The sequence below is a fragment of the Burkholderia humptydooensis genome (genome assembly GCF_001513745.1).
In the GTDB taxonomy this organism is placed as follows: Bacteria; Pseudomonadota; Gammaproteobacteria; order Burkholderiales; family Burkholderiaceae; genus Burkholderia; species Burkholderia humptydooensis.
Window position 1 is genome coordinate 1726484 of sequence record NZ_CP013380.1, and the last position, 24267, is coordinate 1750750.

18 protein-coding genes and 1 tRNA gene are annotated in these 24267 nt (G+C 69.5%); 9 read left to right on the plus strand and 10 right to left on the minus strand.

Features of this window, described 5'->3' with window-relative positions; translation table 11 throughout:
* Positions 1-61 precede the first annotated feature (61 nt).
* The 3 genes from AQ610_RS33010 (at position 62) to AQ610_RS07930 (ending at position 2775) form a co-directional block, all read left to right on the plus strand.
* On the plus strand, positions 62-376 hold the full coding sequence (locus AQ610_RS33010; RefSeq protein ID WP_231748962.1) for a carboxymuconolactone decarboxylase family protein: 315 nt from the start codon (positions 62-64) through the stop codon (positions 374-376).
* A 301-nt stretch (positions 377-677) separates the two neighbouring features.
* A tRNA-Asp gene (locus tag AQ610_RS07925) sits at positions 678-754 on the plus strand.
* 86 nt (positions 755-840) lie between these two features.
* Entirely contained in the window at positions 841-2775 is a 1935-nt protein-coding gene (locus AQ610_RS07930; RefSeq protein ID WP_006026155.1) for a SurA N-terminal domain-containing protein, read from the plus strand.
* A gap of 222 nt (positions 2776-2997) precedes the next feature.
* Here AQ610_RS07930 and AQ610_RS07935 read toward each other — a convergent pair whose 3' ends face one another.
* A complete protein-coding gene (locus tag AQ610_RS07935) occupies positions 2998-3672 on the minus strand; it encodes an arylesterase (protein ID WP_006026156.1) in 675 nt (224 codons plus the stop codon).
* On the opposite strand from AQ610_RS07935, the gene AQ610_RS07940 reads away from it, so the two are divergent.
* Positions 3671-4387, plus strand: coding sequence for an ABC transporter ATP-binding protein (locus AQ610_RS07940; RefSeq protein ID WP_006026157.1), 717 nt, complete (start codon positions 3671-3673; stop codon positions 4385-4387). The genes AQ610_RS07935 and AQ610_RS07940 overlap by 2 nt on opposite strands.
* A gap of 70 nt (positions 4388-4457) precedes the next feature.
* On the opposite strand, the gene pgi is transcribed toward AQ610_RS07940, so the two are convergent.
* The 3 genes from pgi to AQ610_RS07955 form a co-directional block, all read right to left on the minus strand.
* Positions 4458-6080, minus strand: coding sequence for a glucose-6-phosphate isomerase (gene pgi / locus AQ610_RS07945; RefSeq protein WP_006026158.1), 1623 nt, complete (start codon positions 6078-6080; stop codon positions 4458-4460).
* 101 nt (positions 6081-6181) lie between these two features.
* A complete protein-coding gene (locus AQ610_RS07950; protein ID WP_006026159.1) occupies positions 6182-7777 on the minus strand; it encodes an NAD(P)H-hydrate dehydratase in 1596 nt (531 codons plus the stop codon).
* 45 nt (positions 7778-7822) lie between these two features.
* Positions 7823-9127, minus strand: coding sequence for an FAD-dependent oxidoreductase (locus AQ610_RS07955; protein ID WP_006026160.1), 1305 nt, complete (start codon positions 9125-9127; stop codon positions 7823-7825).
* Positions 9128-9347: 220 nt separating this feature from the next.
* Here AQ610_RS07955 and purL point away from each other — a divergent pair, with 220 nt between their 5' ends.
* Positions 9348-13448 carry a phosphoribosylformylglycinamidine synthase gene (gene purL, locus AQ610_RS07965; RefSeq protein WP_006026161.1) on the plus strand — a complete coding sequence of 1367 codons (4101 nt, stop codon included), beginning with the start codon at positions 9348-9350 and terminating at the stop codon, positions 13446-13448.
* A 129-nt stretch (positions 13449-13577) separates the two neighbouring features.
* Here the strand turns inward: purL and AQ610_RS07970 are convergent, their stop codons facing one another.
* The 5 genes from AQ610_RS07970 to AQ610_RS07990 all read right to left on the minus strand — a co-directional run bounded on the left by AQ610_RS07970 (position 13578) and on the right by AQ610_RS07990 (position 17386).
* Positions 13578-14357 (minus strand): peptidylprolyl isomerase, encoded by a 780-nt coding sequence (locus AQ610_RS07970; RefSeq protein ID WP_006026162.1) that lies wholly within the window; start codon positions 14355-14357, stop codon positions 13578-13580.
* 24 nt (positions 14358-14381) lie between these two features.
* Positions 14382-14696: a BolA family protein gene (locus AQ610_RS07975; RefSeq protein WP_006026163.1), complete on the minus strand. Its 315-nt coding sequence runs from the start codon at positions 14694-14696 to the stop codon at positions 14382-14384.
* A gap of 2 nt (positions 14697-14698) precedes the next feature.
* Positions 14699-15229 (minus strand): septation protein A, encoded by a 531-nt coding sequence (locus tag AQ610_RS07980; RefSeq protein ID WP_006026164.1) that lies wholly within the window; start codon positions 15227-15229, stop codon positions 14699-14701.
* Between the two features lie 97 nt (positions 15230-15326).
* A complete protein-coding gene (gene msrB, locus AQ610_RS07985) occupies positions 15327-15758 on the minus strand; it encodes a peptide-methionine (R)-S-oxide reductase MsrB (protein ID WP_009911981.1) in 432 nt (143 codons plus the stop codon).
* Between the two features lie 50 nt (positions 15759-15808).
* The gene (locus AQ610_RS07990; protein ID WP_006026166.1) at positions 15809-17386 is read right to left on the minus strand and encodes a protein adenylyltransferase SelO; all 1578 of its coding nucleotides are present in this window, start codon (positions 17384-17386) and stop codon (positions 15809-15811) included.
* Positions 17387-17514: 128 nt separating this feature from the next.
* Between AQ610_RS07990 and AQ610_RS07995 the strand changes: the two genes are divergently transcribed.
* The 4 genes from AQ610_RS07995 to AQ610_RS08010 all read left to right on the plus strand — a co-directional run bounded on the left by AQ610_RS07995 (position 17515) and on the right by AQ610_RS08010 (position 23380).
* Positions 17515-19155, plus strand: coding sequence for a 3-(methylthio)propionyl-CoA ligase (locus tag AQ610_RS07995; protein WP_009911985.1), 1641 nt, complete (start codon positions 17515-17517; stop codon positions 19153-19155).
* Between the two features lie 223 nt (positions 19156-19378).
* Positions 19379-21463, plus strand: coding sequence for a 3-hydroxyacyl-CoA dehydrogenase NAD-binding domain-containing protein (locus tag AQ610_RS08000; protein ID WP_009911986.1), 2085 nt, complete (start codon positions 19379-19381; stop codon positions 21461-21463).
* Positions 21464-21498: 35 nt separating this feature from the next.
* On the plus strand, positions 21499-22137 hold the full coding sequence (gene pncA / locus AQ610_RS08005) for a bifunctional nicotinamidase/pyrazinamidase (RefSeq protein ID WP_006026169.1): 639 nt from the start codon (positions 21499-21501) through the stop codon (positions 22135-22137).
* 64 nt (positions 22138-22201) lie between these two features.
* A complete protein-coding gene (locus tag AQ610_RS08010) occupies positions 22202-23380 on the plus strand; it encodes an acetyl-CoA C-acyltransferase (protein WP_006026170.1) in 1179 nt (392 codons plus the stop codon).
* Between the two features lie 118 nt (positions 23381-23498).
* On the opposite strand, the gene AQ610_RS08015 is transcribed toward AQ610_RS08010, so the two are convergent.
* Positions 23499-23963 (minus strand): hypothetical protein, encoded by a 465-nt coding sequence (locus AQ610_RS08015; protein ID WP_006026171.1) that lies wholly within the window; start codon positions 23961-23963, stop codon positions 23499-23501.
* Positions 23964-24267: the final 304 nt, after the last annotated feature.

Sequence of the window (24267 nt, forward strand, 5' to 3'; positions counted from 1 at the left end):
ACTGACGCTGGGCAAGCTGGCGAACAGCCCGCTCGGGCCGACGCTCGACGGATTCTCCCGGATGCATCAGCCGGCGCTCGCGGCCGGCACGATCGACGAGCGCGGCAAGCGGCTGATCGCGCTCGCGATCGCGGTTGCGATGCAATGCGACGATTGCATCGGCTACTACGTGCACGAAGCGTTGCGCGCGGGCGCATCCGATCACGAGATTCTCGACGCCGCGGGCGTCGCGGTGATGATGGGCGGCGGGCCGGCCGTCGTTTATGCGTGTCACGTCTACGAGGCGCTCGAGCAGTTTTCGGCCGCCGCGGCGGAGCCGCCCGTGCCGCCCGATGCGGTGCTGGCCGGCACGGCGACTGTCGACGATCCCGATTGAGCGTCACGGTTTTTCGCCCGTGTGTCTTCGTGGTCGGCGGGCCGCCGGCGCATGGTGGGCGAAGGCGCCGCGAGAATGCCGAGGCGGCTGCGCGACCCGCGCCGAAGTTTCGGGCCCGAGAACCTGAAGTTTATCGATCGTGATCTGCAGGCACGTCGATATTGCGTGCAGGCGACAACTTCGGATACCATTGCGGATTGCCGCGCTGTCGCGGTAGCTGCTGGGCCCGGCCGGGCGCGCCTTCGATCGGCGCCTCGGCGCGCCGCAAGGTTGCGCGTGCCCTGCACGCAAGCAAGACCAAGGAGCGGTAGTTCAGTCGGTTAGAATACCGGCCTGTCACGCCGGGGGTCGCGGGTTCGAGTCCCGTCCGCTCCGCCATCATCCCGAAAGGCGAACTCCGGTTCGCCTTTTTTCTTGCCTGCTGTTGTAATATCGGGCGTTTTGTCCAGTTCACGCCGTCACGCATGCTCGATTTCTTTCGCAATCACCAGCGCCTGATGATGTTCTTCCTGCTCCTGATCGTGCTGCCGGGGCTAGGGATCGTCGGCATTCAGGGTTTCCGTGGGTTCTTCGACGAAAACGCGAACGTCGCGGCCGTCAACGGGCACAAGATCACGCGCGCCGAATTCGACGGCATGCTGCGCCAGCAGGTCGACCAGGCGCGCCAGATGCTGGGCGCGCAGTTCGACGCGAAGGCGTTCGATACGCCGGAGCGCCGCCAGCAACTCCTCGACGGGCTGATCCAGCAGCGCGCGCTCGCCGACGAGACGCAGCGCCTGCATCTGACCGCGTCGGACGGCGCGGTGCGCCAGACGCTGTTGAGCGACCCCGTGATCGCGTCGCTGAAGAAGCCGGACGGCTCGTTCGACGCCGAGCGCTACACGCAGATGCTCGCGATGCAGGGCATGACGCCCGATCAATACCAGGAGCGCGTGCGCTACAACCTCGCGCTGCAGCAGATTCCGGCCAGCATCGTGGCGAGCGCGTTCACGCCGAAGAGCATCGCGCGCCGCCTGACCGAACTTGCCGAGCAGCAGCGCGAAGTGCAGCCGATGGTGCTGAAGCCGGCCGACTACGCGGCGAAGGTGCAGCCGACCGACGCACAGATCTCCGCCTACTACGACGCGCACAAGCAGGCGTTCGCGACGCGCGAGACGGCGACGATCCAGTATCTCGTCTACTCGCAGGCGGCGGCCGTTGCGGCGGCGCAGCCGAGCGACATCGACATCAAGAAGTACTACGACGACAACATCGCGCACTACCGCACCGATGCGCAAGTGCGCGTGAGCCATATCTTCATCGCGGCGGCGAAGGACGCGAGCGCGGCCGACAAGGCCGCCGCGAAGGCGAAGGCTGAGCAGTTGCTCGCCGAAGTGAAGGCGCACCCGGACCAGTTCGCGCAAATCGCCGAGAAGAACTCGCAGGACGCGCCGTCGGCGGCGAAGGGCGGCGATCTCGGCTTCATCACGCGCGGCTCGACGGCGGGCGGCGCAGCGTTCGACGATGCCGCGTTCGCGTTGAAGAAGGACGAAGTCAGCGGCGTCGTGCAGGGCGACTTCGGCTTTCACATCCTGAAGGCGACCGACGTGAAGCCGGCCGTCGTGAAGCCGCTCGCCGAAGTGAAGGATTCGATCGCGGCGGACCTGAAGCAGCAATTCGCGGCGAAGGCGTTCGCCGACAACGCGGAAGGCTTCACGTCGACCGTCTACGAGAAGGCGAAGAGCCTGCAGCCCGCCGCCGACAAGTACAAGCTGACGATCCAGACCGCGGCGGTGTCGCCGCAGCCGAACCCGGCGCTGCCGCCCGACAGCCCGCTCAACAACGCGAAGTTCCTCGCGGCCGTGTTCGCCGCCGATTCGGTGAAGAACGGCAACAACACGCAGGCGATCGACGTCGGCAACAACACGCTGATCGCCGCGCGCGTGACGAATCACCAGCCGTCGGCCGTGCCCGCGCTCGACGCGATCAAGGACCGGGTGCGCGCGAAGGTGGTTGCCGACGAGGCGGCGCGTCTCGCGAAGCAGGACGGCGAAGCGAAGCTCGCGGAGCTGCGCAAGTCGAAGTCGACGGCGGGCTTCGCCGCGGCCGACAAGATCTCGCGCACGCAGGCGCACGGCTTGCCGCCCGCGGCCGTCAGCGCGATCTACAAGGTCGATCCGAAGACGTTGCCTGCCTATGTCGGCGTCGATCTCGGCAACGACGGCTATGCGATCTTCCGCGTGAATTCGGTGGTCGCGGCTGCGCCTGCCGACGATCAGCGTCTCGCGGCCGCTCAGCAGCAGCTCGCGCAGGTGTATGCGCAAAGCGAGACGGAAGCGTATCTCGCGTCGCTGCGCGCTCGCTCGCAGGTCAAGCTGTACGGCTCGACCGCCGGCGGCGCGCAGGACGGCTCGAACTGACGGCGGACGGCGGCGCGCCAGCGCGCTCGTTCGACAAGGAACAGCCCCGCCATCGTGCGGGGCTGTTTCGTTTCGGTGGGTGTTCGGGGCCGGGTGCTCGGGGTCGGGTTTCGCGCCGGGCGATGCGGGGCGCGAAGCCGAAGCGGCTGTCTGACGGCATCGGCCGGTCCGAGGCGGTCGACGGACAGACGAATCGACGCATCGAGCGCCGGCGCGGCGCGGTCAGCGCGCCGACGTCCGCAACAGCGGCTTGAGGGTCGGCCACACGTTGTCGAGCAACTGGCGCTGCGCGGCCTGCGTCGGATGGATCTGGTCGGCCTGGAACATGTCGGGCTTGTTTTCGATGCCGGCGAGCAGGAACGGCACGAGCGGCACGCGCATTTCCTTCGACAGCGCCGTGTAGACGCCGTGAAATTTCTGCGTGTAGTCCGGCCCGTAGTTCGCCGGCACGTACATGCCGACGAGCAGCACCTGCGCGCGCGCCTGCCGCGCCTGGGCGACGATCTCGCGCAGGTTGCTTTCGGTCGCGGCAAGCGGCACGCCGCGCAGCGCGTCGTTCGCGCCGAGCTCGACGACGACGACGGCGGGCTTGAGCCGCGCGAGCGCCGCGGGCAGCCGCGCGCGGCCGCCGCTCGTCGTGTCGCCGGAGATGCTCGCGTTCGCGACGTTATAATCGATTCGCTCGGCCGCGAGGCGCGCGCGCATCAGCGCGACCCAACCCGTGTCGCGCGGCAGGCCGTACTCGGCCGACAGGCTGTCGCCGAGCACGAGGATCACCGGCTTGCTGCCGTTGGCGTTCGGCGCGGGCGCGGCATTCGTTGCGGCGGATGCCGCGCCCGCGAGCGCCACGATCACGGCGAGCGTCGCGCCGACCTTCCAGTGAAATGTGCGTTTCATGCTCAAGATTACCGATCCGATCATCGAAGTGCGGAATGTGTGCAAGCGTGTCGCCGATGCCGCAGGCGAGCTGACAATCCTCGACGGCATCGACCTGACGGTCCGCGCGGGCGAGAGCGTCGCGATCGTCGGCGCGTCGGGGTCGGGCAAGTCGACGCTGCTCGGCCTGCTCGCCGGCTTGGACAGCGCGACCGAGGGCACGGTTCGCCTGTTCGGTCAGGATCTCGGCCGGCTCGACGAGGACGCGCGCGCGGCGCTGCGCAACGGCGCCGTGGGCTTCGTGTTCCAGTCGTTCCAGTTGATGCCGCATCTGACCGCGCTCGAGAACGTGATGCTGCCGCTCGAGCTGCAGGGCGGCGTCGGCGCGCGCGAGGCTGCGCAGCGCGCGCGCGCGCTGCTCGAAGAGGTCGGACTCGGCGCCCGCACGGGGCACTATCCGAAGCTGCTGTCGGGCGGCGAGCAGCAGCGCGTCGCGCTCGCGCGCGCGTTCGTCACGCGTCCGGCGCTCTTGTTCGCCGACGAGCCGACGGGCAGCCTCGATGCGGCGACGGGCCATGCGGTCATCGATCTGATGTTCGAGCTCAATCGCGCGCACGGCGCGACGCTCGTGCTCGTCACGCACGATCCGGAGCTCGCGCGCCGCTGCGGGGCGACGGTCGTGCTCGAAGCGGGGCATCTGCGCGGCGCGGACCGCGCGCGGCAGCAAGCGAGCTGACGCGGCGCGCGCCCCGAGCCGCACGAGCGCAGCGGCCGCGCTCTCGCCGCCGCCCGCGTGGCCGCATGCGTTATTCGCCCAACGCCTTCCTTGCGCGCGCGATCAGCGCCGACGTCGACGAATCGTGCTTTGCCGGATCGGCCTGCGCGGCCGTCAGGTCCGCCTCGACGACCTTGCCCAGAATCTTGCCGAGCTCGACGCCCCACTGGTCGAACGGATTGATGTTCCACACCGCCGCCTGTACGAGCACCTTGTGCTCGTACAGCGCGATCAGCGCGCCGAGCGTGCGCGGCGTGAGTGCGTCGACGAGAAGCGTCGTCGTCGGCCGGTTGCCGGGGAACGTCAGGTGCGGCGCGAGCTCGGGCTTGGTCGGGCCGGCGATCTTGCGCGCTTCGTCGAGCGTGCGGCCGAGCATCAGCGCCTCGCTCTGCGCGAAGCAGTTCGCGAGCAGCTTCGGATGATGGCTCGCGAGCGGATGCTCGGGCGTGAGCACCGCGATGAAATCGATCGGCACGAGCGTCGGGCCCTGGTGCAGCATCTGGAAGAACGCGTGCTGGCCGTTCGTGCCGGGCTCGCCCCACGTGACGGCGGACGTCGGGTAATCGACGAACGCGCCGTCGATTCGCGCGGACTTGCCATTGCTCTCCATCTCGAGCTGCTGCAGGTACGACGGCAGGTAATGCAGCGCCTCCGAGTACGGCGCGACGAGATAGCTCTGCGCGCCGAAGAAATTCCGATACCAGATGCCGACGAGACCCTGCAGCACCGGCAGGTTGCGCTCGAGTGGCGCGGTGCGGAAGTGCTCGTCCATGTCGTGCGCGCCGGCGAGCAGTTCGTCGAAGCGCTCGGGCCCGATCGCGATCATGATCGACAGGCCGACCGCCGACCACAACGAATAGCGGCCGCCGACCCAGTCCCACATCTCGAACACGTTCGCCTCGGCGATGCCGAACCTGACGACCTCGGCGGGATTCGCCGACACGCCGACGAAGTGCTTCGCGAGCGCGCTCTCCGGGCAGCCGTTCGCGACGAACCAGTCGCGCAGCGAGCGCGCGTTCGTCATCGTCTCGAGCGTCGTGAAGGTCTTCGACACGATGATCGCGAGCGTTTCCTGCGGATCGATCTGCTCGAGCACGCGCGCGAGGTCCGCGCCGTCGACGTTCGACACGAAGTGCGTCGCGATGTCGGGCGTCGCGACGTGGTGCAGCGCGTGGACGACCATCTTCGGCCCGAGGTCCGAGCCGCCGATGCCGATGTTCACGACGTGGCGGATCCGCTTGCCGGTGTGGCCCGTCCATGCGCCGCTGCGCACCGCGTCGGCGAAGCGCGCCATTTTCGCGCGCTCGGCCGCGACCTGCGCGTGGAACGGCGCGTCGGGCGCATTCGCGCGCAGCGCGGTGTGCAGCGCCGCGCGTCCTTCAGTCGGATTCACGGTTTCGCCCGCGAACATCGCGTCGCGGCGCGCCTCGACGCCCGCTTCGCGCGCGAGCTGCACGAGGAGGGCGAGCGTCGCGTCGGTGATGCGGTTCTTCGAGAAATCGGCGGCGAGGCCGCCGCCTTCGAACGTGAAGCGTTCGGCGCGCGTCGGCGCGCGATCGTTGGCGGGGGCGAACCAGTCGCGCAGATGCGCGTCGCGGATCTCTTCGTAGTGCGCTTGCAGCGCGGGCCAAACGGGGAGCGAATTCAGCGTCATGGCAATCAGGAGCGAAACAGCATGAACCGGGGGAGGGCCGCGCCTGCGCGCCGGCGCGCGGCATGCAGGCGGACGAGGAGCCCGCCTGGGCGGCGGGACGATCAGTATAGCGGCGCTTCGCCCGGTGCGGCGGGTCGCGTATAAAACAGCCGATTGACGAGCACGCGCACGGCGGCCGCGAGCTCGCCCGCGGCGAGGCCCGCGGGGCCCGCGCCAGCCGCGCACAGCCGCTCGGCGGCGAGCCCGTGCAGATAGACGCCGGCGAGCGCCGCTTCGTAGCGCGGCATGCGCTGCGCAAGAAACGCGCCGATCAGGCCGCCCAGCACGTCGCCCGTGCCGCCCGTGGCGAGCGCCGCGTTGCCGGTCGGATTGATCGCGATACGGCCGTCGGGCGCCGCGATCACGGTGCCCGACCCCTTCAGCACGACGACCGCCGAAAAGCGCGCGGCGAGCGCGCGCGCGGCGGCGATACGGTCGCGCTGGACGTCGGCCGCGTCGGTGGCAAGCAGGCGCGCGGCTTCGAGCGGATGCGGCGTGAGGACGGCGGCGTCGCCCGCGCGGCCGCGCGCGGCGAGCGCGTCGGCGAGCTCGGGCGTGTTCGCGATCAGGTTCAGCGCGTCCGCATCGACGAGCTTCGGCGCATCGAGCGGCAGCAGCGCCGCGAGCGTGCGCGCGGCCCGCTCGCTCGCGCCGAGCCCGCAGCCGATCGCGAGCGCGGTGAGCGACGCGCTCGGCAGCGCGTCGGCCGGATGCAGCATCAGCTCCGGATACGGCGGATCGTACGGCGGCGCGCCCGCGCCGACAAAGCCGACGTGGACCTTGCCCGCGCCCGCGAAGAGCGCCGCGCGCGCGGCGAGGATCGGCGCGCCGCACATGCCCGTGTCGCCGCCGACGATCGCGATGCTGCCGTACGTGCCCTTGTGCGACGCGAACGCGCGCGGCGGCAGGCGCGCATCGAAGAGCCCGGGTGCGTTCAGCCGGATCGCGGGCGCGGGCGGCTCGCCGAGATCGAGGGGCGCGACGTGAATCTCGCCCGCGAGGTCGCGCCCGTCGCCGGTGTAGAGGCCGGGCTTCGCGGCGATGAACGACAGCGTGTCGGTGGCCGCGACGGCGCTCCCGCCGCCGACGCGCGTGCCGGTGTCGCTGTCGAGGCCGCTCGGCACGTCGAGCGCGAGCACGCGGCCGGTGCGCCGCGCGCGCGCCGCGATGCGCTGCGCGATCGCGGCGAACGCGCCGTCGAGCGGCCGCGCGAGCCCGATGCCGAACAGGCCGTCGACGAGCCAGCCGTAGCCGTCGAACGATTCGGGCGCCGCCTCGTCGATCGGCACGTTCGCCGCGCGCGCGCGCTCTAGCGCCCAGCGCGCGTCGCCGGGCTTCACTTCGATCGGCATCCAGGCGTCGGCCGCGAAGCCGAGCCGGCGCAGCTCGGCCGCGGCGACGAGCGCGTCGCCGCCGTTGTTGCCGGGGCCGACCGCGAACCAGACGGGCCGCGGATCGCTGACGAGCCGCGCCGCGAGCCATTGCGCGGCCGACTTGCCCGCGCGCTCCATCAGCGTGTGGGGCGGCAGCGCGGCGGCCGCCGCGGTTTCGATGTCGCGCAGCTCGGCGATGGTCAGAAGCGGCTCGCTCGCGTGAAGCGGCGGCAAGTCGAACGGTTCGGACGAATGGGGCAGGGGGGAATCGGCGGACAGGATCATGGGCGGCTCGCGATCACGCGCCGCCCGCGCGCGGCGGCAACGGCGTCAGGTGGCAAAGCGCTCCGCGCGCAGCGCGGCGAGCGTGTCGGCGGGCACGCGCTGCGCGCTGCCGCCGAGGTCATCTGCCACCACTTTAGCAGACCCGAACGCGAGGCCCCAGCCCGCCGGGCCGTGGCCGAAGTTGACGAAGACCCGCGGATCGGCGGTCGGCCCGACGACGGGCAGGCCGTCCGGCGACAGCAGCTTCGCGCCTTGCCACGCGCGCGCGGCGGAGATCTTCGCCGCGCCGGGCAGCCAGTCGTGCGTCGCCTGGCCGAGGAGGGTGAGCGCCGCCTCGGACAGCGGCTCGGGCAGCGGCCGCGCGAGATCCCGCGCGCTTTGCAGCACGGCGCCGCCGCCGATCCGCAGCCGCTGGCCGAGCCGCGTGATCGCGATCCGCTTGACCGAGTCGACGATGCTCAGATGCGGCGCGTGCTCCTCGTACGCGAGGGGCGCCGTCAGCGTGTGGATGCGCACCGGATGCAGCGGCGCGCGCACGCCGAGCGGCTCGACGAGCGCGAGGCTTTCCGTGCCCGCCGCGACGACGATCGCGTCGGCCGAGATCACGTCGACTTCCTTCGATTTCGCCGCGCGCGGATCGGCCGGGTCGGGCGCGAGCTCGACGGCCGCGCGCGTCGCGTCGGTGCGGATCGCGGCGACCGCGCGGCCGAGCCGGAACTGCACGTCGCGCTCGTCGAGCACCTGCTTGACGAGCTTCGCGAAGAGCGGGCAGTTCGCGGTGCGCTCCTGCGCGAACAGCACGCCGCCCGCGAACGCGGGATCGGCCGGCATCGACGGCTCGAGCGCCGCGCACGCCTCGGGCGCGAGCGTCTCGTAAGGCTGGCCGAGGTCGCGCATGAGGTCGAGCGCGGGCTGCGTCGCGTCCCATTCGGCCGCGTCGCGCACGACGTGCAGCACGCCGCTCTTCTGTTCGAATTCGAGACCGAAGCGCGCCTCGACGTCGGCGATCGCCTCGCGCGACAGCTCGACGAGCGGCCGCAGCCTCGCGTACTGCGCGGCGAACGCGGCGGGCTCGCGCAGCGCGTCGAGGCGGCGCGTGAAGCGCCGCAGCGCGCCGTCGAGGCCCGGCTTGTAGACGACGCCGCTCTTCTGCGCGCGCCGCTCGCGCATGAAGGTCGGGCCGAACCAGACGTCGAGCGGGGTCGGCAGCAGCGTGCCGCCCTGGCCGTAGGTTGCGCCTTGCGCGACCGTCGCGTGGCGCTCGACGACGCACACGCGATGGCCGGCCGCGCGCAACTGGTAGGCGGTGGCGATGCCGGCGATGCCGCCGCCGATGACGATTACATCCATGTTCGATTCGATGCCGGGCGCCGCATACGGCCCGATTGAGGATCTTGCGTGGCGGGCCGTGCGCGGCCCGGTGAAGCGCGCATGATAGCGCCAAATGAAGCGCGCCGGCCGATGCGGCGTGCGCGGGCGGCCGTTCGGCGGGCGACTTCCGGGTATAATTACGGCCTTCCTTACGCCCCACGTCGCCAGCTTGCGCGACTCATCGACGTCAGTCCAGCCCATGGCTCACTTCTCGTGTTTTCCCGGTGCTTCGGCGCTTTCCGATTTCCGTCAAACCCGCCTGCTCGACGCGCTCAAGCAAATCGACGGCGACATCGTCGCGGTTCGCGGCCAGTATCTGCATTTCGTCAACGCACATGAGCCGCTCACCGCGGACGACGACGCGCGCATCGGCGCGCTGATGCACTACGGCGCGCCGTTCGAGCCCGCCGCGGAGAAGGGCGCGACCGAGACCTTCGTCGTGCTGCCGCGCTTCGGCACCGTGTCGCCGTGGGCGAGCAAGGCGACCGACATCGCGCAGCACTGCGGCCTCGCGCGCGTGCGCCGGATCGAGCGCGGCATCGAGTTCACGGTGACGCTGAAGGCGGGCCTCCTCGGCGTCGGCGCGAAGAAGGCGCTCGCCGCCGACGCGCGCGCGGCGGTCGCGGCCGCGCTGCACGACCGGATGACCGAGAGCGTCGTCGCGTCGCGCGACGACGCGCGGCACCTGTTCGACGAACTGCCGGCGAAGCCGCTCGCGACGGTCGACGTGCTCGCCCGCGGCCGCGCCGCGCTCGAGCGCGCGAACGTCGAGCTCGGCCTCGCGCTCGCCGACGACGAGATCGACTACCTCGTCGACGCGTTCAAGAAGCTCGAGCGCAACCCGACCGACGTCGAGCTGATGATGTTCGCGCAGGCGAACAGCGAGCACTGCCGTCACAAGATCTTCAACGCGCAGTGGACGATCGACGGCGAAGCGCAGGACATGTCGCTTTTCGCGATGATCCGCAACACCGAGAAGATGAGCCCGCAAGGCACGATCGTCGCCTATTCGGACAACTCGTCGATCATGATGGGCGCGCAGGCGGAGCGCTGGTTCCCGCGCGGCGCGAACGGCTCGAATGGGCCCGCCAATACGCCCGCCAATGCGCCTGCCGAGCGCTACGGCCGCCATACCGAACTCACGCACACGCTGATGAAGGTGGAGACACACAACCACCCGACCGCGATCTCGCCGTTCCCGGGCGCCGCGACGGGCGCGGGCGGCGAGATCCGCGACGAAGGCGCGACGGGCCGCGGCGCGCGGCCGAAGGCGGGCCTGACGGGCTTCACGGTGTCGAACCTCGATCTGCCGGGCGCGCGCGAATCGTGGGAAAACGCGCGCGACGCCGCGCGGCCGGCAGGCGCGCGCGACGCGCACGAGCCGCACGCGCCGTACGGCCGCCCGGACCGGATCGCGTCACCGCTGTCGATCATGATCGACGGCCCGCTCGGCGGCGCCGCGTTCAACAACGAATTCGGCCGGCCGAACCTGGGCGGCTACTTCCGCGTGTACGAGCAGAACGTCGGCGGCCAGGTGCGCGGCTATCACAAGCCGATCATGATCGCGGGCGGCATCGGCAACATCTCGGACGCGCACACGCACAAGCACGACGTGCCGGCAGGCTCCTTGCTGATCCAGATCGGCGGCCCCGGCATGCGGATCGGCATGGGCGGCGGCGCGGCGAGCTCGATGGCCACGGGCGCGAACACGGCCGAGCTCGATTTCGATTCCGTCCAGCGCGGCAACCCGGAAATCGAGCGCCGCGCGCAGGAAGTGATCAACGGCTGCTGGCAGCTCGGCGATCAAAACCCGATCCTCAGCATTCACGACGTCGGCGCGGGCGGCCTGTCCAACGCGTTCCCCGAGATCGTCGACGGCGCGGGCAAGGGCGCGCGCTTCGAGCTGCGCAAGGTCGCGCTCGAGGAGTCGGGGCTGTCGCCGCGCGAGATCTGGTCGAACGAGGCGCAGGAGCGCTACGTGCTGGCGATTTCGCCCGCCGATCTGCCGCGCTTCGAGGCGATCTGCGCGCGCGAGCGCTGTCCGTTCTCGGTCGTCGGCGTCGCCACCGACGAGCGCCGGCTTCAGCTCGTCGACGACGAGGCGACGGGCGCGGCCGGGCATCCGGTCGACATGCCGATGGACGTGCTGCTCGGCAAGCCGCCGCGCATGCACCGCGACGTGAAGCGCGTCGCCGTCGAGCGCGCGGGCGTCGACGTGACGGGCCTCTCGTTCGCCGACGTCGCGCGCGACGTGCTCAGGCACCCGAGCGTCGCGAGCAAGTCGTTCCTCATCACGATCGGCGACCGCACGGTCGGCGGCACGTCGGTGCGCGACCAGATGGTCGGCCCGTGGCAGGTGCCCGTCGCCGATTGCGCGATCACCGCGCTCGACTACGCGGGCTTCGCGGGCGAGGCGATGACGATGGCCGAGCGCACGCCGCTCGCCGTGATCGACGCGCCAGCGTCGGGCCGGATGGCGGTCGGCGAGGCGATCACGAACATCGCGGCCGCGCCGATCGCGTCGCTCGACAAGCTGAAGCTGTCCGCGAACTGGATGGCTGCGTGCGGCACCGAAGGCGAGGACGCGAAGCTCTTCGACACCGTGAAGGCGATCGGCATGGAGCTGTGCCCGGCGCTCGGCATCGGCATCCCGGTCGGCAAGGATTCGCTGTCGATGAAGACGAAGTGGGACGACAACGGCGTCGCGAAGGAAGTCGTCGCGCCGGTGTCGCTGATCATCTCGGCGTTCGCGCCCGTCGAGGACGTGCGCCGCCATCTGACGCCGCAACTGCGCCGCGTCGCCGACGTCGGCGCGAGCGTGCTGATCGCGATCGATCTCGGCCGCGGCAAGCATCGCTTGGGCGGCAGCATTCTCGCGCAGGTCACGCAGCAGGTGGGCGACGAAACGCCCGACGTCGACGATCCGGAGGACCTGAAGCGCTTCTTCGCGGCGATCCAGTCGCTGAACGCGCGGAATAAGCTGCTCGCATACCACGACCGCTCGGACGGCGGTCTGTGGGCGGCCGTCTGCGAAATGGCGTTCGCGGGGCACGCGGGCGTGTCGCTGAACGTCGACATGCTGACGCTCGATGCGCAGCACGAATCCGATTACGGCGACGCGAAGGACTGGGCGAAGCAGACGAGCGGCCGCCGCGAGGATCGCACGATCCGCGCGCTTTTCTCCGAGGAGCTCGGCGCGGTCGTCCAGGTGCGCGCGGCGGACCGCGACGCGGTGCTCGGCGCGCTGCGCGAGCATGGCCTGTCCGCGTGCTCGCACGTGATCGGCGCGGTCAACGAGACCGATGCGATCGAGGTGTACCGCGACGCGAAGAAGATTTACGAAGCGCCGCGCGTCGAACTGCAGCGCGCGTGGAGCGAGGTGAGCTGGCGCATCGCGCGGCTGCGCGACAATCCGGCGTGCGCGGACGCGGAGTACGACGCGGTTCTCGACGCCGGCGATCCGGGCCTCGCGCCGGTGCTGACGTTCGATCCGGCGGAGGATATCGCCGCGCCGTTCATTGCGACCGCGGCGGGTGCGCGGCCGCGCGTCGCGATCCTGCGCGAGCAGGGCGTGAATTCGCATCTCGAAACCGCCTATGCGTTCGACCGCGCGGGCTTCGACGCGCACGACGTCCACATGAGCGACCTGCTCGCCGGCCGCGCGACGCTCGCCGATTTCGCGGGCGCGGTAGCGTGCGGCGGCTTCTCGTACGGCGACGTGCTGGGCGCGGGCGAGGGCTGGGCGAAGACGATCCGCTTCAACGACAGGCTCGCCGACATGTTCGCCGCGTTCTTCGCGCGCCCCGACACGTTCGCGCTCGGCATCTGCAACGGCTGCCAGATGATGTCGAGCCTCGCGTCGATGATTCCGGGCGCGGATGCATGGCCGAAGTTCACGCGCAACAAGTCCGAGCAGTTCGAGGCGCGCTTGTCGTTCGTCGAGGTGCAGAGCTCGCCGTCGATCTTCTTCGCCGGCATGGAAGGCTCACGGATTCCGGTTGCGGTCGCGCATGGCGAAGGCTACGCGGACTTCTCGCAGCAGGGCGATCAGAGCCGCGTCGCGGTCGCGATGCGCTATGTCGATCATCGCGGCGGCGCGACCGAGCGCTATCCGTTCAACCCGAACGGCTCGCCCGCGGGCATCACGTCGGTGACCACGGCGGACGGCCGCTTCACGGTGCTGATGCCGCACATGGAGCGCGTCCATCGCACGGTGACGATGAGCTGGCATCCGGAAGGCTGGGGCGAGGCGAGCCCGTGGCTGCGCGTGTTCCGCAACGCGCGCCGCTGGATCGGCTAAGCGGCGGCCCGCGCCGCGCGCATTGCCGCCGGCGCTTCGCTTTTTGCGGCAAACAAAAAACCGCTCGGGGGAGCGGTTTTTTTGCAATGCATGGCCGCGCGCGATGCGCGGCGCCGAGGCCGGCGAGCGTTACTGGATCTTCGCCTGCTGGCGCAGGCCTTCCTCGAATGTCTGCAGTTTCTGCTGGACCATCTGCTGCGCGATCTGCTGCTTGACCTGCTCGAACGGCGGCGGCGTGATGCTGCGGACGTCGTCGACGCGGATGATGTGCCAGCCGAACTGCGTCTTCACCGGCGCGTCCGTCATCTGGCCTTTCTGCAACTGCTGCGCGGCCGCCGCGAACTCCGGCACGTACGCCTTCGGATCGGACCAGTCGAGATCGCCGCCGTTCTTCGCCGAGCCCGGGTCCTTCGAGAATTGCTTCGCGAGATCCTCGAACTTCGCGCCGCCCTTGATCTTCGCGATCAGGTCCTTCGCCTGCTGCTCGTTGTCGACGAGGATATGGTGCAGGTGATATTCGCGGCCCCCGGCGTTCTTCACGAGCTCGTCGTAGCGCGCCTTCAGCTCGGCGTCGCTCGGCTGGTTCTTCTTCAGGAAATCCTCGATCAGCGCGCGCAGCACAGCGGTCTGCTGCGCGACGACGATCTGCGCCTTCACGTCCGGGCGATTCGGAATCCCGCGCTTGATCGCTTCCTGCATCAGAATCTCGCGATTGACGAGCTCCTGGCGCACCGCCTGCTCGAGCTGCGGCGTGTCCTGCTGACCTTGCTGGACGAGCTGCGCGATCATCGCGTCTGCGCGCGATTTCGGAATCGGCGTGCCGTTCACGACGGCGATGTTCTGGGCGAAAGCGGGAGCGGCTGCGAGAGCGGTTGCCGCGGCCCACAGGCGGGGAGATTTCAGGATCATCGGGAAGTTCCTAATGAGACGGACTTAATGAGAACGGGAAGACTCAGGATATTCTTCTGGCGTGTACGCAACGATCGCAAGCGCGTGAACGCCGCGCTGCATGGCGTCGGCGAGCGCATCATACACCAGCCGATGTCGCGCAACGCGGCTCTTGCCGGCGAACGCGGCGGACACGATCGTGACCGTGTAGTGGCCGCCAGCGGCCGCGCCCGCATGGCCCGCGTGCTGCGCGCTATCGTCGCGCACATGGACCGACGCGGGCGCGAGCGCGGCGGCAAGCCGCGCCTCGATGAGCGCGATGCGCTCGCTCGGCGTGGCGTGCAGGAAGGTGTCGCTCATCGTCACTCGTCCTTCAGGTATTTCGCGAGCCAGAGGCTTTGCAGGATCACGAAGACGACGATCGCGCCCGTCGTGCCGAACAGCTTGAAGTTGACCCACTGCGATTCGGTGAAGTTGCGCACCACGTACAGATTCGTCACGCCGAGCGCCGCGAAGAACGCGGCCCACGCGAGGTTCAGCTTGTCCCAGACCTGCTCGGGCAGCGTCAGTTGCTTGCCCATCATCTTCTCGATCAGGTTCTTGCCGAACGCGTAGCGCGTGGCCACGAGGCCGACCGCGAACAGCCAGTAGAGGACGGTCGGCTTCCACTGGATGAACTTCTCGTCATGCAGCACGAGCGTCGCGCCGCCGAACACGACGATCACGCCGAGGCTCACCCACAGCATCGTGTCGACCTTCCGATGCCGGAACGCGACCCACGCTACTTGCGCGAGCGTCGCGGCGATCGCGACGGCGGTTGCCGTGAAGATGCCCCATAGCTTGAAGGCGGCGAAGAACAGAATGATCGGGAACAGATCGAACAGGAATTTCATGGTGCTCGCGGCTGCGTGGCGGGCGCGTGACCCGCCACCGTTGTAGGGACGCCCCGTCGCGGCGCGCGGGCCGGCCGGCTCCACGGCCGGCGCGGGCTCACTTCCGCTCGGGTTTAGCCTCGAAGTTTAACGCAGCCGAGTTGATGCAGTACCGCAATCCGGTTTTGTCGCGCGGGCCGTCCTCGAACACGTGGCCGAGATGCGCGCCGCACTGGTTGCAGCGCACCTCGACGCGCGTCATGCCGTGCGTGTAGTCCATCTTCTCGTCGATCACCTCGCCGTCGATCGGCTTGAAGTAGCTGGGCCAGCCGCAGCCCGAATGGTATTTCGCGCCCGACTCGAAGAGCGCGGTGCCGCAGACGACGCAGTGATAGATGCCCGCGTCCTCGGTGTCCGTGTACTCGCCGGTGAACGGCCGCTCGGTCGCCGCGCGCTGCGTGACCTCGTATTGCAGCGGCGTGAGCCGGCGGCGCAGCTCGGCGTCGTCCTCCTGATACGGATAACGCCGGTCGTCTCGATCTCCTGACATCTTCGATTCTCCTGATGGATTCATGCGCAACGCGCGCGGCGGATGCGGCTTCACGACGAGCAGCTCACTTCGAGCGTGCTCGCCCAGTCGGGCGGCAGCGCGGCGTACGCGTCGTGCTCCGGCTGCTCGTCGAACGGGCGGCGCAGCACGGCCGCAAGGCGCTCGATCTCGGAAAAGTCTTTCTCCTTCGCGCGGCGGATCGCCGTTTCCGCGAGATGGTTGCGCAGCACGTATTTCGGGTTCGAGCGGTTCATCGCGGCCGCGCGTGCCGCGTCGTCGCGCGCTTCTTCCGACAGGCGCGCGCGGTAGAGGTTCGCCCAGCGGTCGAATGCGTCGCGATCGATGAAGAGATCGCGCGCGGGCGCATCGCCGCGCGCGTCGTGCTTCGACACGCGCGCGAGATGGCGGAACGTCAGCGTGAAATCGGCGTGGCTCGCGTCCATGATCTCGAGCAACTGGTTCGCGAGCGCCGCGTCGCCTTCGCGCTCGAGCGCGAGACCGAGCTTTGCGCGCATCGCGCGCTCGAGCGCGGGGCCGAATTGCTCGGGGAAGCGGCCGAGCACCGCGTGCGCGTCCTCGACCGCGCGCTCGGCGCGCGCGTCTTCGCTCGGCGCGTCGCGATCGAGGCCGAAGAGCGGCAAGAGCGCCTGCGCGAGGCAGAAGCAGTTCCAATGCGCGATGCGCGGCTGCATCCGGTAGGCGTAGCGGCCGTGCGTGTCCGAGTGGTTGCAGACGTGCTTCGCGTCGAACGCGTCGATGAAGCCGAACGGGCCGTAGTCGATCGTCACGCCGAGGATCGACATGTTGTCGGTGTTCATCACGCCGTGGCAGAAGCCCACCGCCTGCCATTGCGCGACGAGCTCCGCGGTGCGCCGCGTCACTTCCGCGAGGAGCGCGAGATATGGATCGTCGGCGTCGCGGCAGGCCGGGTAGAAACGGTCGATCACGTGGTCGGCGAGCGCGCGCAACTGCTCGGGCCGATCGTTCGCGAAGAAGTGCTCGAAATGGCCGAAGCGCACGAAGCTTTCCGCGACGCGCGTGACGACCGCCGACGTTTCGATTTCCTCGCGGATCACCGGCTGGTCCGAGCCGATCACGGTGAGCGCGCGCGTCGTCGGGATGCCGAGGTGGTGCATCGCCTCCGAGCCCAGGAACTCGCGAATCGACGAGCGCAGCACCGCGCGGCCGTCGCCCATGCGCGAATACGGCGTGCGGCCCGCGCCCTTCAGTTGCAGCTCGTAGCGGCGGCCGTCGTGCGCGAGCTCGCCGATCGTGAGCGCGCGGCCGTCGCCGAGCTGGCCCGCCCACACGCCGAACTGGTGGCCCGAGTAGACCGACGCGTATGGCAGCGACGCTGGCGGCCAGTCGCGCGTCGGGTTGCCGCAGAACAGATCGGCGAAGCCGGGCGCGTCGCGCAGCGCGGGATCGAGGCCGAGCATGCGCGCTGCTTCGTCGGAGAAGCCGACGACGTACGGCGCGGGCAGCGGCGCGGCGGGCAGCCGGGTCAGGAAGGCGCCGCCGAGCTGCGCGAACGCGTCGCCGCGCGGCGCGGCGAGCGTCGCGGCGAGCGTCGCGGCGAGATCGGGGAGAGGGGCGGCCGGTGCGGCTTCGCTTGTGGAAAACGACATATTGCTGATCGGTAAGTTAGCCGATATTGTAAGTCCGCGCCGCACGGCGCGCTCGAAGCCGTCCGCGCGCCGCCGAGCCGCTTGCAGCAGACCGTATCGGACAAATCACTTCAGGGAGAAGGAAGACGATGGGTAAGCCGTTGCTGGGCCAGATGATGGATATGCCGCTTCTCGTGTCGTCGCTGATCGCGCATGCGGCGCGGCACGCGGGCGACGTCGAGATCGTGTCGCGTCGCGTCGAGGGCGACATCCACCGCTATACCTATCGCGATTGCGAAACGCGTTCCAAACGGCTCGCGCAGGCGCTGATCCGCCTGGGCGTGGGCGTTGGCGACCGGGTTGGAACGCTCGCGTGGAACGGCTACCGGCACGTCGAGGCGTATTACGGGATCAGCGGGATGGGCGCCGTCTGCCATACGATCAACCCGCGCCTCTTTCCCGAGCAGATCGCGTACATCGTCAACCACGCCGACGATCGATACGTCCTCTTCGACCTGAATTTCGCGCCGCTCGTCGACCAGATCGCGCCGCAATGCCCGAACGTGAAAGGCTGGATCGCGATGACGGACGACGCGCATCTGCCGAAGGGCGCGACGCCTTATCTCTGCTACGAGACGCTCGTCGGCGCGCAAGACGGCGATTACGCGTGGCCGCTCCTCGATGAGCGGCAGGCGTCGTCGCTCTGCTACACGTCCGGCACGACGGGCCACCCGAAGGGCGCGCTCTATTCGCATCGCTCGATGGTGCTGCACGCGTACGGCGCGGCGCTGCCCGACGCGATGGGGCTGTCGTCGCGCGACGCGGCGCTGCCCGTCGTGCCGATGTTCCACGTCAACGCGTGGGGGCTGCCGTACACGGCGGCGCTCACGGGCGCGAAGCTCGTGCTGCCCGGCAAGGACCTCGACGGCAAATCGCTGTACGAGCTGATCGAAAACGAGCGCGTGACGTTCTCGGCGGGCGTGCCGACCGTCTGGCTCGGCCTGCTCGCGTACATGCGCGAGGCCGGCGTGCGCTTCTCGACGCTCGGCCGGACGGTGATCGGCGGCTCCGCGTGCCCGCCGTCGATGCTCGAGACGTTCGAGGATGTCTACGACGTGCGCGTGATCCACGCATGGGGGATGACCGAGCTGTCGCCGCTCGGCACGCTGTCGAAGCTCAACTGGGCGCAGTCGCAGCGGCCCGTCGGCGAGCAGCGGCGGCTCCTCGAGAAACAGGGCCGGGTGATCTACGGGATCGACATGCGGATCGTCGGCGACGACGGCCGCGAACTGCCGTGGGACGGCGTCGCGTTCGGCGATTTGCAGGTGCGCGGCCCGTGGGTGATCGATCGCTATTTCGGGAGCGACGCGTCGCCGCTCGTCGACGGCTGGTTCCCGACGGGCGACGTCGCGACGATCGACGCCGACGGCTTCCTGCAGATCACTGACCGCAGCAAGGACGTGATCAAGTCGGGCGGCGAGTGGATCAGCTCGATCGACATCGAGAACGTCGCGGTCGCGCACCCGGCCGTCGCCGAGGCCGCGTGCATCGCGTGCCGGCATCCGAAATGGACCGAGCGGCCGCTCCTCGTCATCGTCAAGCGCGCCGGCATGGACGTGACGCGCGACGAATTGCTCGCGTTCTATGACGGCAAGGTGGCGAAATGGTGGATTCCGGACGACGTCGTGTTTGTCGACGCGCTGCCGCACACCGCGACGGGCAAGCTGCAAAAACTCAAGCTGCGCGAGCAATTCCGGGACCACGTGCTGCCGACGGCGGTCGACGCGTAGGCGCGCAGCGCACCGCCCGCCGGACGTCCCGCGCGCACCGCCACGCACCGCGCGTCGCGCGGGCCGTCACTAAATTGAACGACCGTTCTTTTTTGTTGTATCCTGCCTCTGTTTCTCGGAAAACGGCGCATCGACCGCACGGCTTGCCCGCCGTTGGCGGACAATGACCGCATCACAAGCTGGCGCCGCCGCACCGGCCGCGCATACGCATGGAGGCAGGCAGATGGCAGTGGACTACACGACTCGCGACGGCGTGGCCGTCATCACGCTCAACAATCCGCCCGTCAACGGCCTCGGCCTGTCGACACGGCTCGGCGTCATGGAAGGGCTCGAGCGCGCGCAACGCGACCCGTCCGTCGCGGCGATCGTGCTCACGGGCGCGGGCCGCGCGTTCTCGGGCGGCGCGGACATCACCGAATTCAACACGCCGAAGGCGCTGCAGGAACCGACGCTGCACACCGTGATCGACGCGGTCGAGGCGAGCGGCAAGCCCGTCGTCGTCGCGATCCACGGCGTCGCGATGGGCGGCGGCCTCGAGCTCGCGCTCGGCGCGCACTACCGCGTCGCGTCGCCCGGCGCGCAGATCGCGCTGCCGGAGGTGAAGCTCGGCCTGCTGCCCGGCGCGGGCGGCACGCAGCGCCTGCCGCGCGCGGTCGGCCTCGAGACCGCGCTGAACATGATCGTCTCCGGCGCGCCCGTGCCGTCCGAGCAGCTCGCCCAAAGCGGGCTGTTCGACGCGCTCGTCGAAGGCGACCTGCTCGATGCGGCCGTCGCGTTCGCGCGCAAGGCTGCTGCTGCGAGCGGCCCGCATCCGCGCGTGCGCGACCGCGAGATCGTCCACGAGAACGCGGCGGGCTTCATCCAGTTCGCGCGCAACAGCGCGAAGGCCGTCGCGCAGCATTATCCGGCGCCGCACAAGTGCATCGACGCGATCGAGGCGGGCGTGCTGCAAGGCTTCGACAAGGGGCTCGCGTTCGAGCGCGACTGCTTCGTCGCGCTCGTGCAGACGCCCGAGAGCCGCGCGCTGCGCCACGCGTTCTTCGGCGAGCGTGCGGCGAGCAAGATTCCCGACGTGCCGGCCGACACGCCCGCGCGCGAGATCAAGGCGGTCGCGGTGATCGGCGCGGGCACGATGGGCGGCGGGATCACGATGAACTTCCTGAACGCGGGGCTGCCCGTCACGCTGCTCGAGACGAAGCAGGAAGCGCTCGACCGCGGCGTGGCGACGATCCGCAGGAACTACGACGCGCAGGTGAAGAAGGGCAAGCTCACGCAGGAGAAGCTCGACGCGCGGATGGCGCTCATCCGCCCGACGCTCGCGTACGACGACCTGAAGGACGCCGATCTCGTGATCGAGGCGGTGTTCGAGGAGCTCGGCGTGAAGGAGCAGGTGTTCAGGCGGCTCGACGAAGTAGCGAAGCCGGGCGCGATCCTCGCGTCGAACACGTCGACGCTCGACGTGAACAAGATCGCCGCGTTCACGAAGCGGCCGCAGGACGTCGTCGGCATGCACTTCTTCAGCCCGGCGAACGTGATGAAGCTGCTCGAGGTGGTGCGCGGCGAGCGGACCGCGAAGGATGTGCTCGCGACCGTGATGCAGCTCGCGAAGAAGATCCGCAAGACGGCGGTCGTGTCCGGCGTGTGCGACGGCTTCATCGGCAACCGGATGGTCGAGCAGTACATCCGCCAGGCGCTCTTCATGCTCGAAGAGGGCGCGCTGCCCGCGCAGGTCGACCGCGCGATCGAGAAGTTCGGCTTCGCGATGGGGCCGTTCCGGATGAGCGATCTCGCCGGCAACGACATCGGCTGGGCGATCCGCAAGCGCCGCTACGTCGAGCAGCCGGATCTGCATTACTCGAAGATCGCCGATCGCCTGTGCGAGCAGGGCCGCTTCGGCCAGAAGACGGGCGCGGGCTGGTACGACTACGTGCCGGGCGAGCGCCACGCGAAGCCGTCGAAGCTCGTCGACGAGATGATCGTCGCGTATTCGAACGAGCGCGGGCTCGAGCGGCGCGAGATCGGCGACGACGAGATCGTCGAGCGGCTCGTCTACGCGCTCGTCAACGAAGGCGCGAAGATCCTCGAGGAGAAGATCGCGTCGAAGGCGTCCGACATCGACATGGTGTATCTCGCGGGCTACGGCTTTCCGCTCTGGCGCGGCGGGCCGATGCTGTACGCGGACACGGTCGGCCTCTACAACGTCGAGCGCGCGATGCGCGGCTACGCGGCGCGCGCGAACGGCGATGCGTGGCAGATCGCGCCGTCGATCGCCGAGCTCGCGAAAAGCGGGCGCGGTTTCAACGCGTGACGCGCGGCGGCGTCGCCCATTGACGGAGCACCACGATGCAGCGCACCGACGATGTCCTTCTCGTGATCGACGTGCAGAACGATTTCATGCCGGGCGGCGCGCTCGCGGTTGCGTACGGCGACGAAGTCGTGCCGGCGATCAACCGGCTTGCCGCACGTTTCGATTGCGTCGTGCTGACGCAGGACTGGCACCCGCGCGATCACGTGTCGTTCGCGGCGAACCATCCGGGCCGCGCGCCGTTCTCGACGATCGCGCTGCCGTACGGCGAGCAGGTGCTGTGGCCCGCGCACTGCGTGCAACGCACGCAAGGCGCGGCGCTGCACGCCGATCTCGACATCCCGCACGCGCGGGCCGTGATCCGCAAGGGGCACGACGCGTCGGTCGACAGCTACTCGGCGTTCGTCGAAGCCGACCGCAGCACGCCGACGGGTCTTGCCGGCTATCTGCGCGAGCTCGGCGTCAAGCGCGTGTGGTGCTGCGGGCTCGCGACCGACTATTGCGTCGCGTGGTCCGCGCTCGATGCGCGCGCCGCGGGATTCGACGCCGCCGTGATCGAGGACGCGTGCCGCGCGATCGATCTCGACGGCTCGCTCGCGCGCGCATGGGCGTCGCTCGCGGCGGCGGGCGTCGCGCGCGTGCGGGCGGCCGACGTCCATCCCGGCGTCAATCCGTAGCCGCCGTCATTCATTTCATCGCCTATCGATCCACAGAATTCGGATTCAGAATCAGGAGACTCGGATGACCGAAGCCGTAATCGTATCGACCGCCCGCACCGCGCTTGCGAAATCCTGGCGCGGCGCGTTCAACATGACGCACGGCGCGACGCTCGGCGGCCACGTGGTCGCGGCCGCCGTCGAGCGCGCAAAGCTCGATCCCGCGCGAGTCGAGGACGTGCTGATCGGCTGCGCGAACCCGGAAGGCGCGACGGGCGCGAACATCGCGCGGCAGATCGCGCTGCGCGCGGGGCTGCCCGTCAGCGTGCCGGGGATGACCGTCAACCGCTTCTGCTCGTCGGGATTGCAGACGATCGCGCTCGCCGCGCAGCGCGTGATCGCGGGCGAGGGCGACGTGTTCGTCGCGGGCGGCGTCGAATCGATCTCGTGCGTGCAGAACGAGATGAACCGGCACATGCTGCGCGAGGGCTGGCTCGACGCGCACAAGCCGGAGATCTACTGGACGATGCTGCAGACGGCCGAGAACGTCGCGAAGCGCTACGGCATCCCGAAGGAGCGTCAGGACGAATACGGCGTGAATTCGCAGCTTCGCGCGGCGGCCGCGCAGGCGGCGGGGCGCTTCGACGCGGAGATCGTGCCGATCACCGTGCGCGCGGGCGTTGCCGACAAGGCGACGGGCCGCCTCTACACGAAGGAGGTCACGCTCGCCGCCGACGAGGGCGTTCGGCCCGACACGACGCTCGAAGGCGTCGCGAAGATCCGCGCGGCGCTGCCGGGCGGCGTGATCACCGCGGGCAACGCGAGCCAGTTCTCGGACGGCGCGGCCGCGTGCGTCGTGATGAACGCGAAGCTTGCGGAGCGCGAGGGCCTCGCGCCGCTCGGCATCTTCCGCGGCTTCGCGGTGGCGGGCTGCGAGCCGGACGAGATGGGCATCGGGCCCGTCTATGCGGTGCCGAAGCTCCTGAAGCAGGCGGGGCTCAAGGTAGCCGACATCGATCTGTGGGAGCTGAATGAGGCGTTCGCGGTGCAGGTGCTCTATTGCCGCGATACGCTCGGGATTCCCGACGATCGGCTGAACGTGGACGGCGGCGCGATCGCGGTCGGCCATCCGTATGGCGTGTCGGGCGCGCGGCTCACTGGCCATGCGCTGATCGAGGGCAAGCGGCGCGGCGCGAAGTACGTCGTCGTGACGATGTGCATCGGCGGCGGGCAAGGCGCGGCGGGGTTGTTCGAAGTGGTTTGACGGCGGCGTCGCGCCGATCGGGCGCGGCGGGTCCCTGCTGTCGCGCCGGCGCCGCATCGCGCGATGCGGCGCCCGCCGGCCCGGCACGCCGATCAAGCGGATTGCGGCTCGGCGGACCCTAGTATTTCGGCGGTTTTTTCACGAGGGGCGACTGTATGCCGGCAAGCTTGCGGTCGATCGTTCCGTCTTTGATGCCTTCCAACTGAAGCGCGCGCTGCAACGGCGACGCGGGCGTGACGGGCTTCGCTTTATTGTGCCGAGGCGCGACACCGATCCTCTTGCCGAGATGGTAGATGCCGGAAAGCGTGCGTGCTTCCCATGCCGGATACTTGCCGTTCGAGACCCAGTCCCGCGTCAGAAAATAGTGTTCGACACAGGCCATGATTTCGTCGTCCTTGTCGACGAGATTGCCGGGCAGATTCGGCGGCGGCGAAATGCCGCCAAATCCGGCGTTTCGCACCAGGTACAGATCGTGTGCAATCCGTTCGGACCGTTCGGTGGCGGACGTGACGCCCAAAATGGTCGAGTAGTGGCGATCCCAGCGCCTGATGAGCGTCCTGACTGTCGATTCCTTGGGGAACACTTTGCGCTCCTTGGATTCAGGTGGAGCATGCGCGGACCAACCGCCGACGTCGCATCGCTCCCGTCTCCGATGTATCCGGGCATCATTCGAGTGCCGGGCGGCGGCGTCTTCCTTCGACAGGATTCGACGTTCCGCGGGAATCGGCATCCGGGGGCCCGATCGCGCGGCGATGCGCGCCGTCGGCGTTCGACGCGGCTATCGTCAGGCAAAAAGCAGTATAGGACGCGCGGCGCGATTAGCCAGCGCCCTGTCGGCCGCACGAGGCGGCGTCATGCCGGGCGACGCATGCCGATCTGTCGCGCGT

Excerpts from the sequence above, each read along its gene's own strand:
- AQ610_RS33010 (WP_231748962.1), top strand. The coding sequence starts at position 62 with ATGCATCAGCCGGCGCTCGCGGCCGGCACGATCGACGAGCGCGGCAAG.
- AQ610_RS07930 (WP_006026155.1), top strand. The coding sequence starts at position 841 with ATGCTCGATTTCTTTCGCAATCACCAGCGCCTGATGATGTTCTTCCTG.
- AQ610_RS07940 (WP_006026157.1), top strand. The coding sequence starts at position 3,671 with ATGCTCAAGATTACCGATCCGATCATCGAAGTGCGGAATGTGTGCAAG.
- AQ610_RS07935 (WP_006026156.1), bottom strand. The coding sequence starts at position 3,672 with ATGAAACGCACATTTCACTGGAAGGTCGGCGCGACGCTCGCCGTGATC.
- pgi (WP_006026158.1), bottom strand. The coding sequence starts at position 6,080 with ATGACGCTGAATTCGCTCCCCGTTTGGCCCGCGCTGCAAGCGCACTAC.
- AQ610_RS07950 (WP_006026159.1), bottom strand. The coding sequence starts at position 7,777 with ATGATCCTGTCCGCCGATTCCCCCCTGCCCCATTCGTCCGAACCGTTC.
- AQ610_RS07955 (WP_006026160.1), bottom strand. The coding sequence starts at position 9,127 with ATGGATGTAATCGTCATCGGCGGCGGCATCGCCGGCATCGCCACCGCC.
- purL (WP_006026161.1), top strand. The coding sequence starts at position 9,348 with ATGGCTCACTTCTCGTGTTTTCCCGGTGCTTCGGCGCTTTCCGATTTC.
- AQ610_RS07970 (WP_006026162.1), bottom strand. The coding sequence starts at position 14,357 with ATGATCCTGAAATCTCCCCGCCTGTGGGCCGCGGCAACCGCTCTCGCA.
- AQ610_RS07975 (WP_006026163.1), bottom strand. The coding sequence starts at position 14,696 with ATGAGCGACACCTTCCTGCACGCCACGCCGAGCGAGCGCATCGCGCTC.
- AQ610_RS07980 (WP_006026164.1), bottom strand. The coding sequence starts at position 15,229 with ATGAAATTCCTGTTCGATCTGTTCCCGATCATTCTGTTCTTCGCCGCC.
- msrB (WP_009911981.1), bottom strand. The coding sequence starts at position 15,758 with ATGTCAGGAGATCGAGACGACCGGCGTTATCCGTATCAGGAGGACGAC.
- AQ610_RS07990 (WP_006026166.1), bottom strand. The coding sequence starts at position 17,386 with ATGTCGTTTTCCACAAGCGAAGCCGCACCGGCCGCCCCTCTCCCCGAT.
- AQ610_RS07995 (WP_009911985.1), top strand. The coding sequence starts at position 17,515 with ATGGGTAAGCCGTTGCTGGGCCAGATGATGGATATGCCGCTTCTCGTG.
- AQ610_RS08000 (WP_009911986.1), top strand. The coding sequence starts at position 19,379 with ATGGCAGTGGACTACACGACTCGCGACGGCGTGGCCGTCATCACGCTC.
- pncA (WP_006026169.1), top strand. The coding sequence starts at position 21,499 with ATGCAGCGCACCGACGATGTCCTTCTCGTGATCGACGTGCAGAACGAT.
- AQ610_RS08010 (WP_006026170.1), top strand. The coding sequence starts at position 22,202 with ATGACCGAAGCCGTAATCGTATCGACCGCCCGCACCGCGCTTGCGAAA.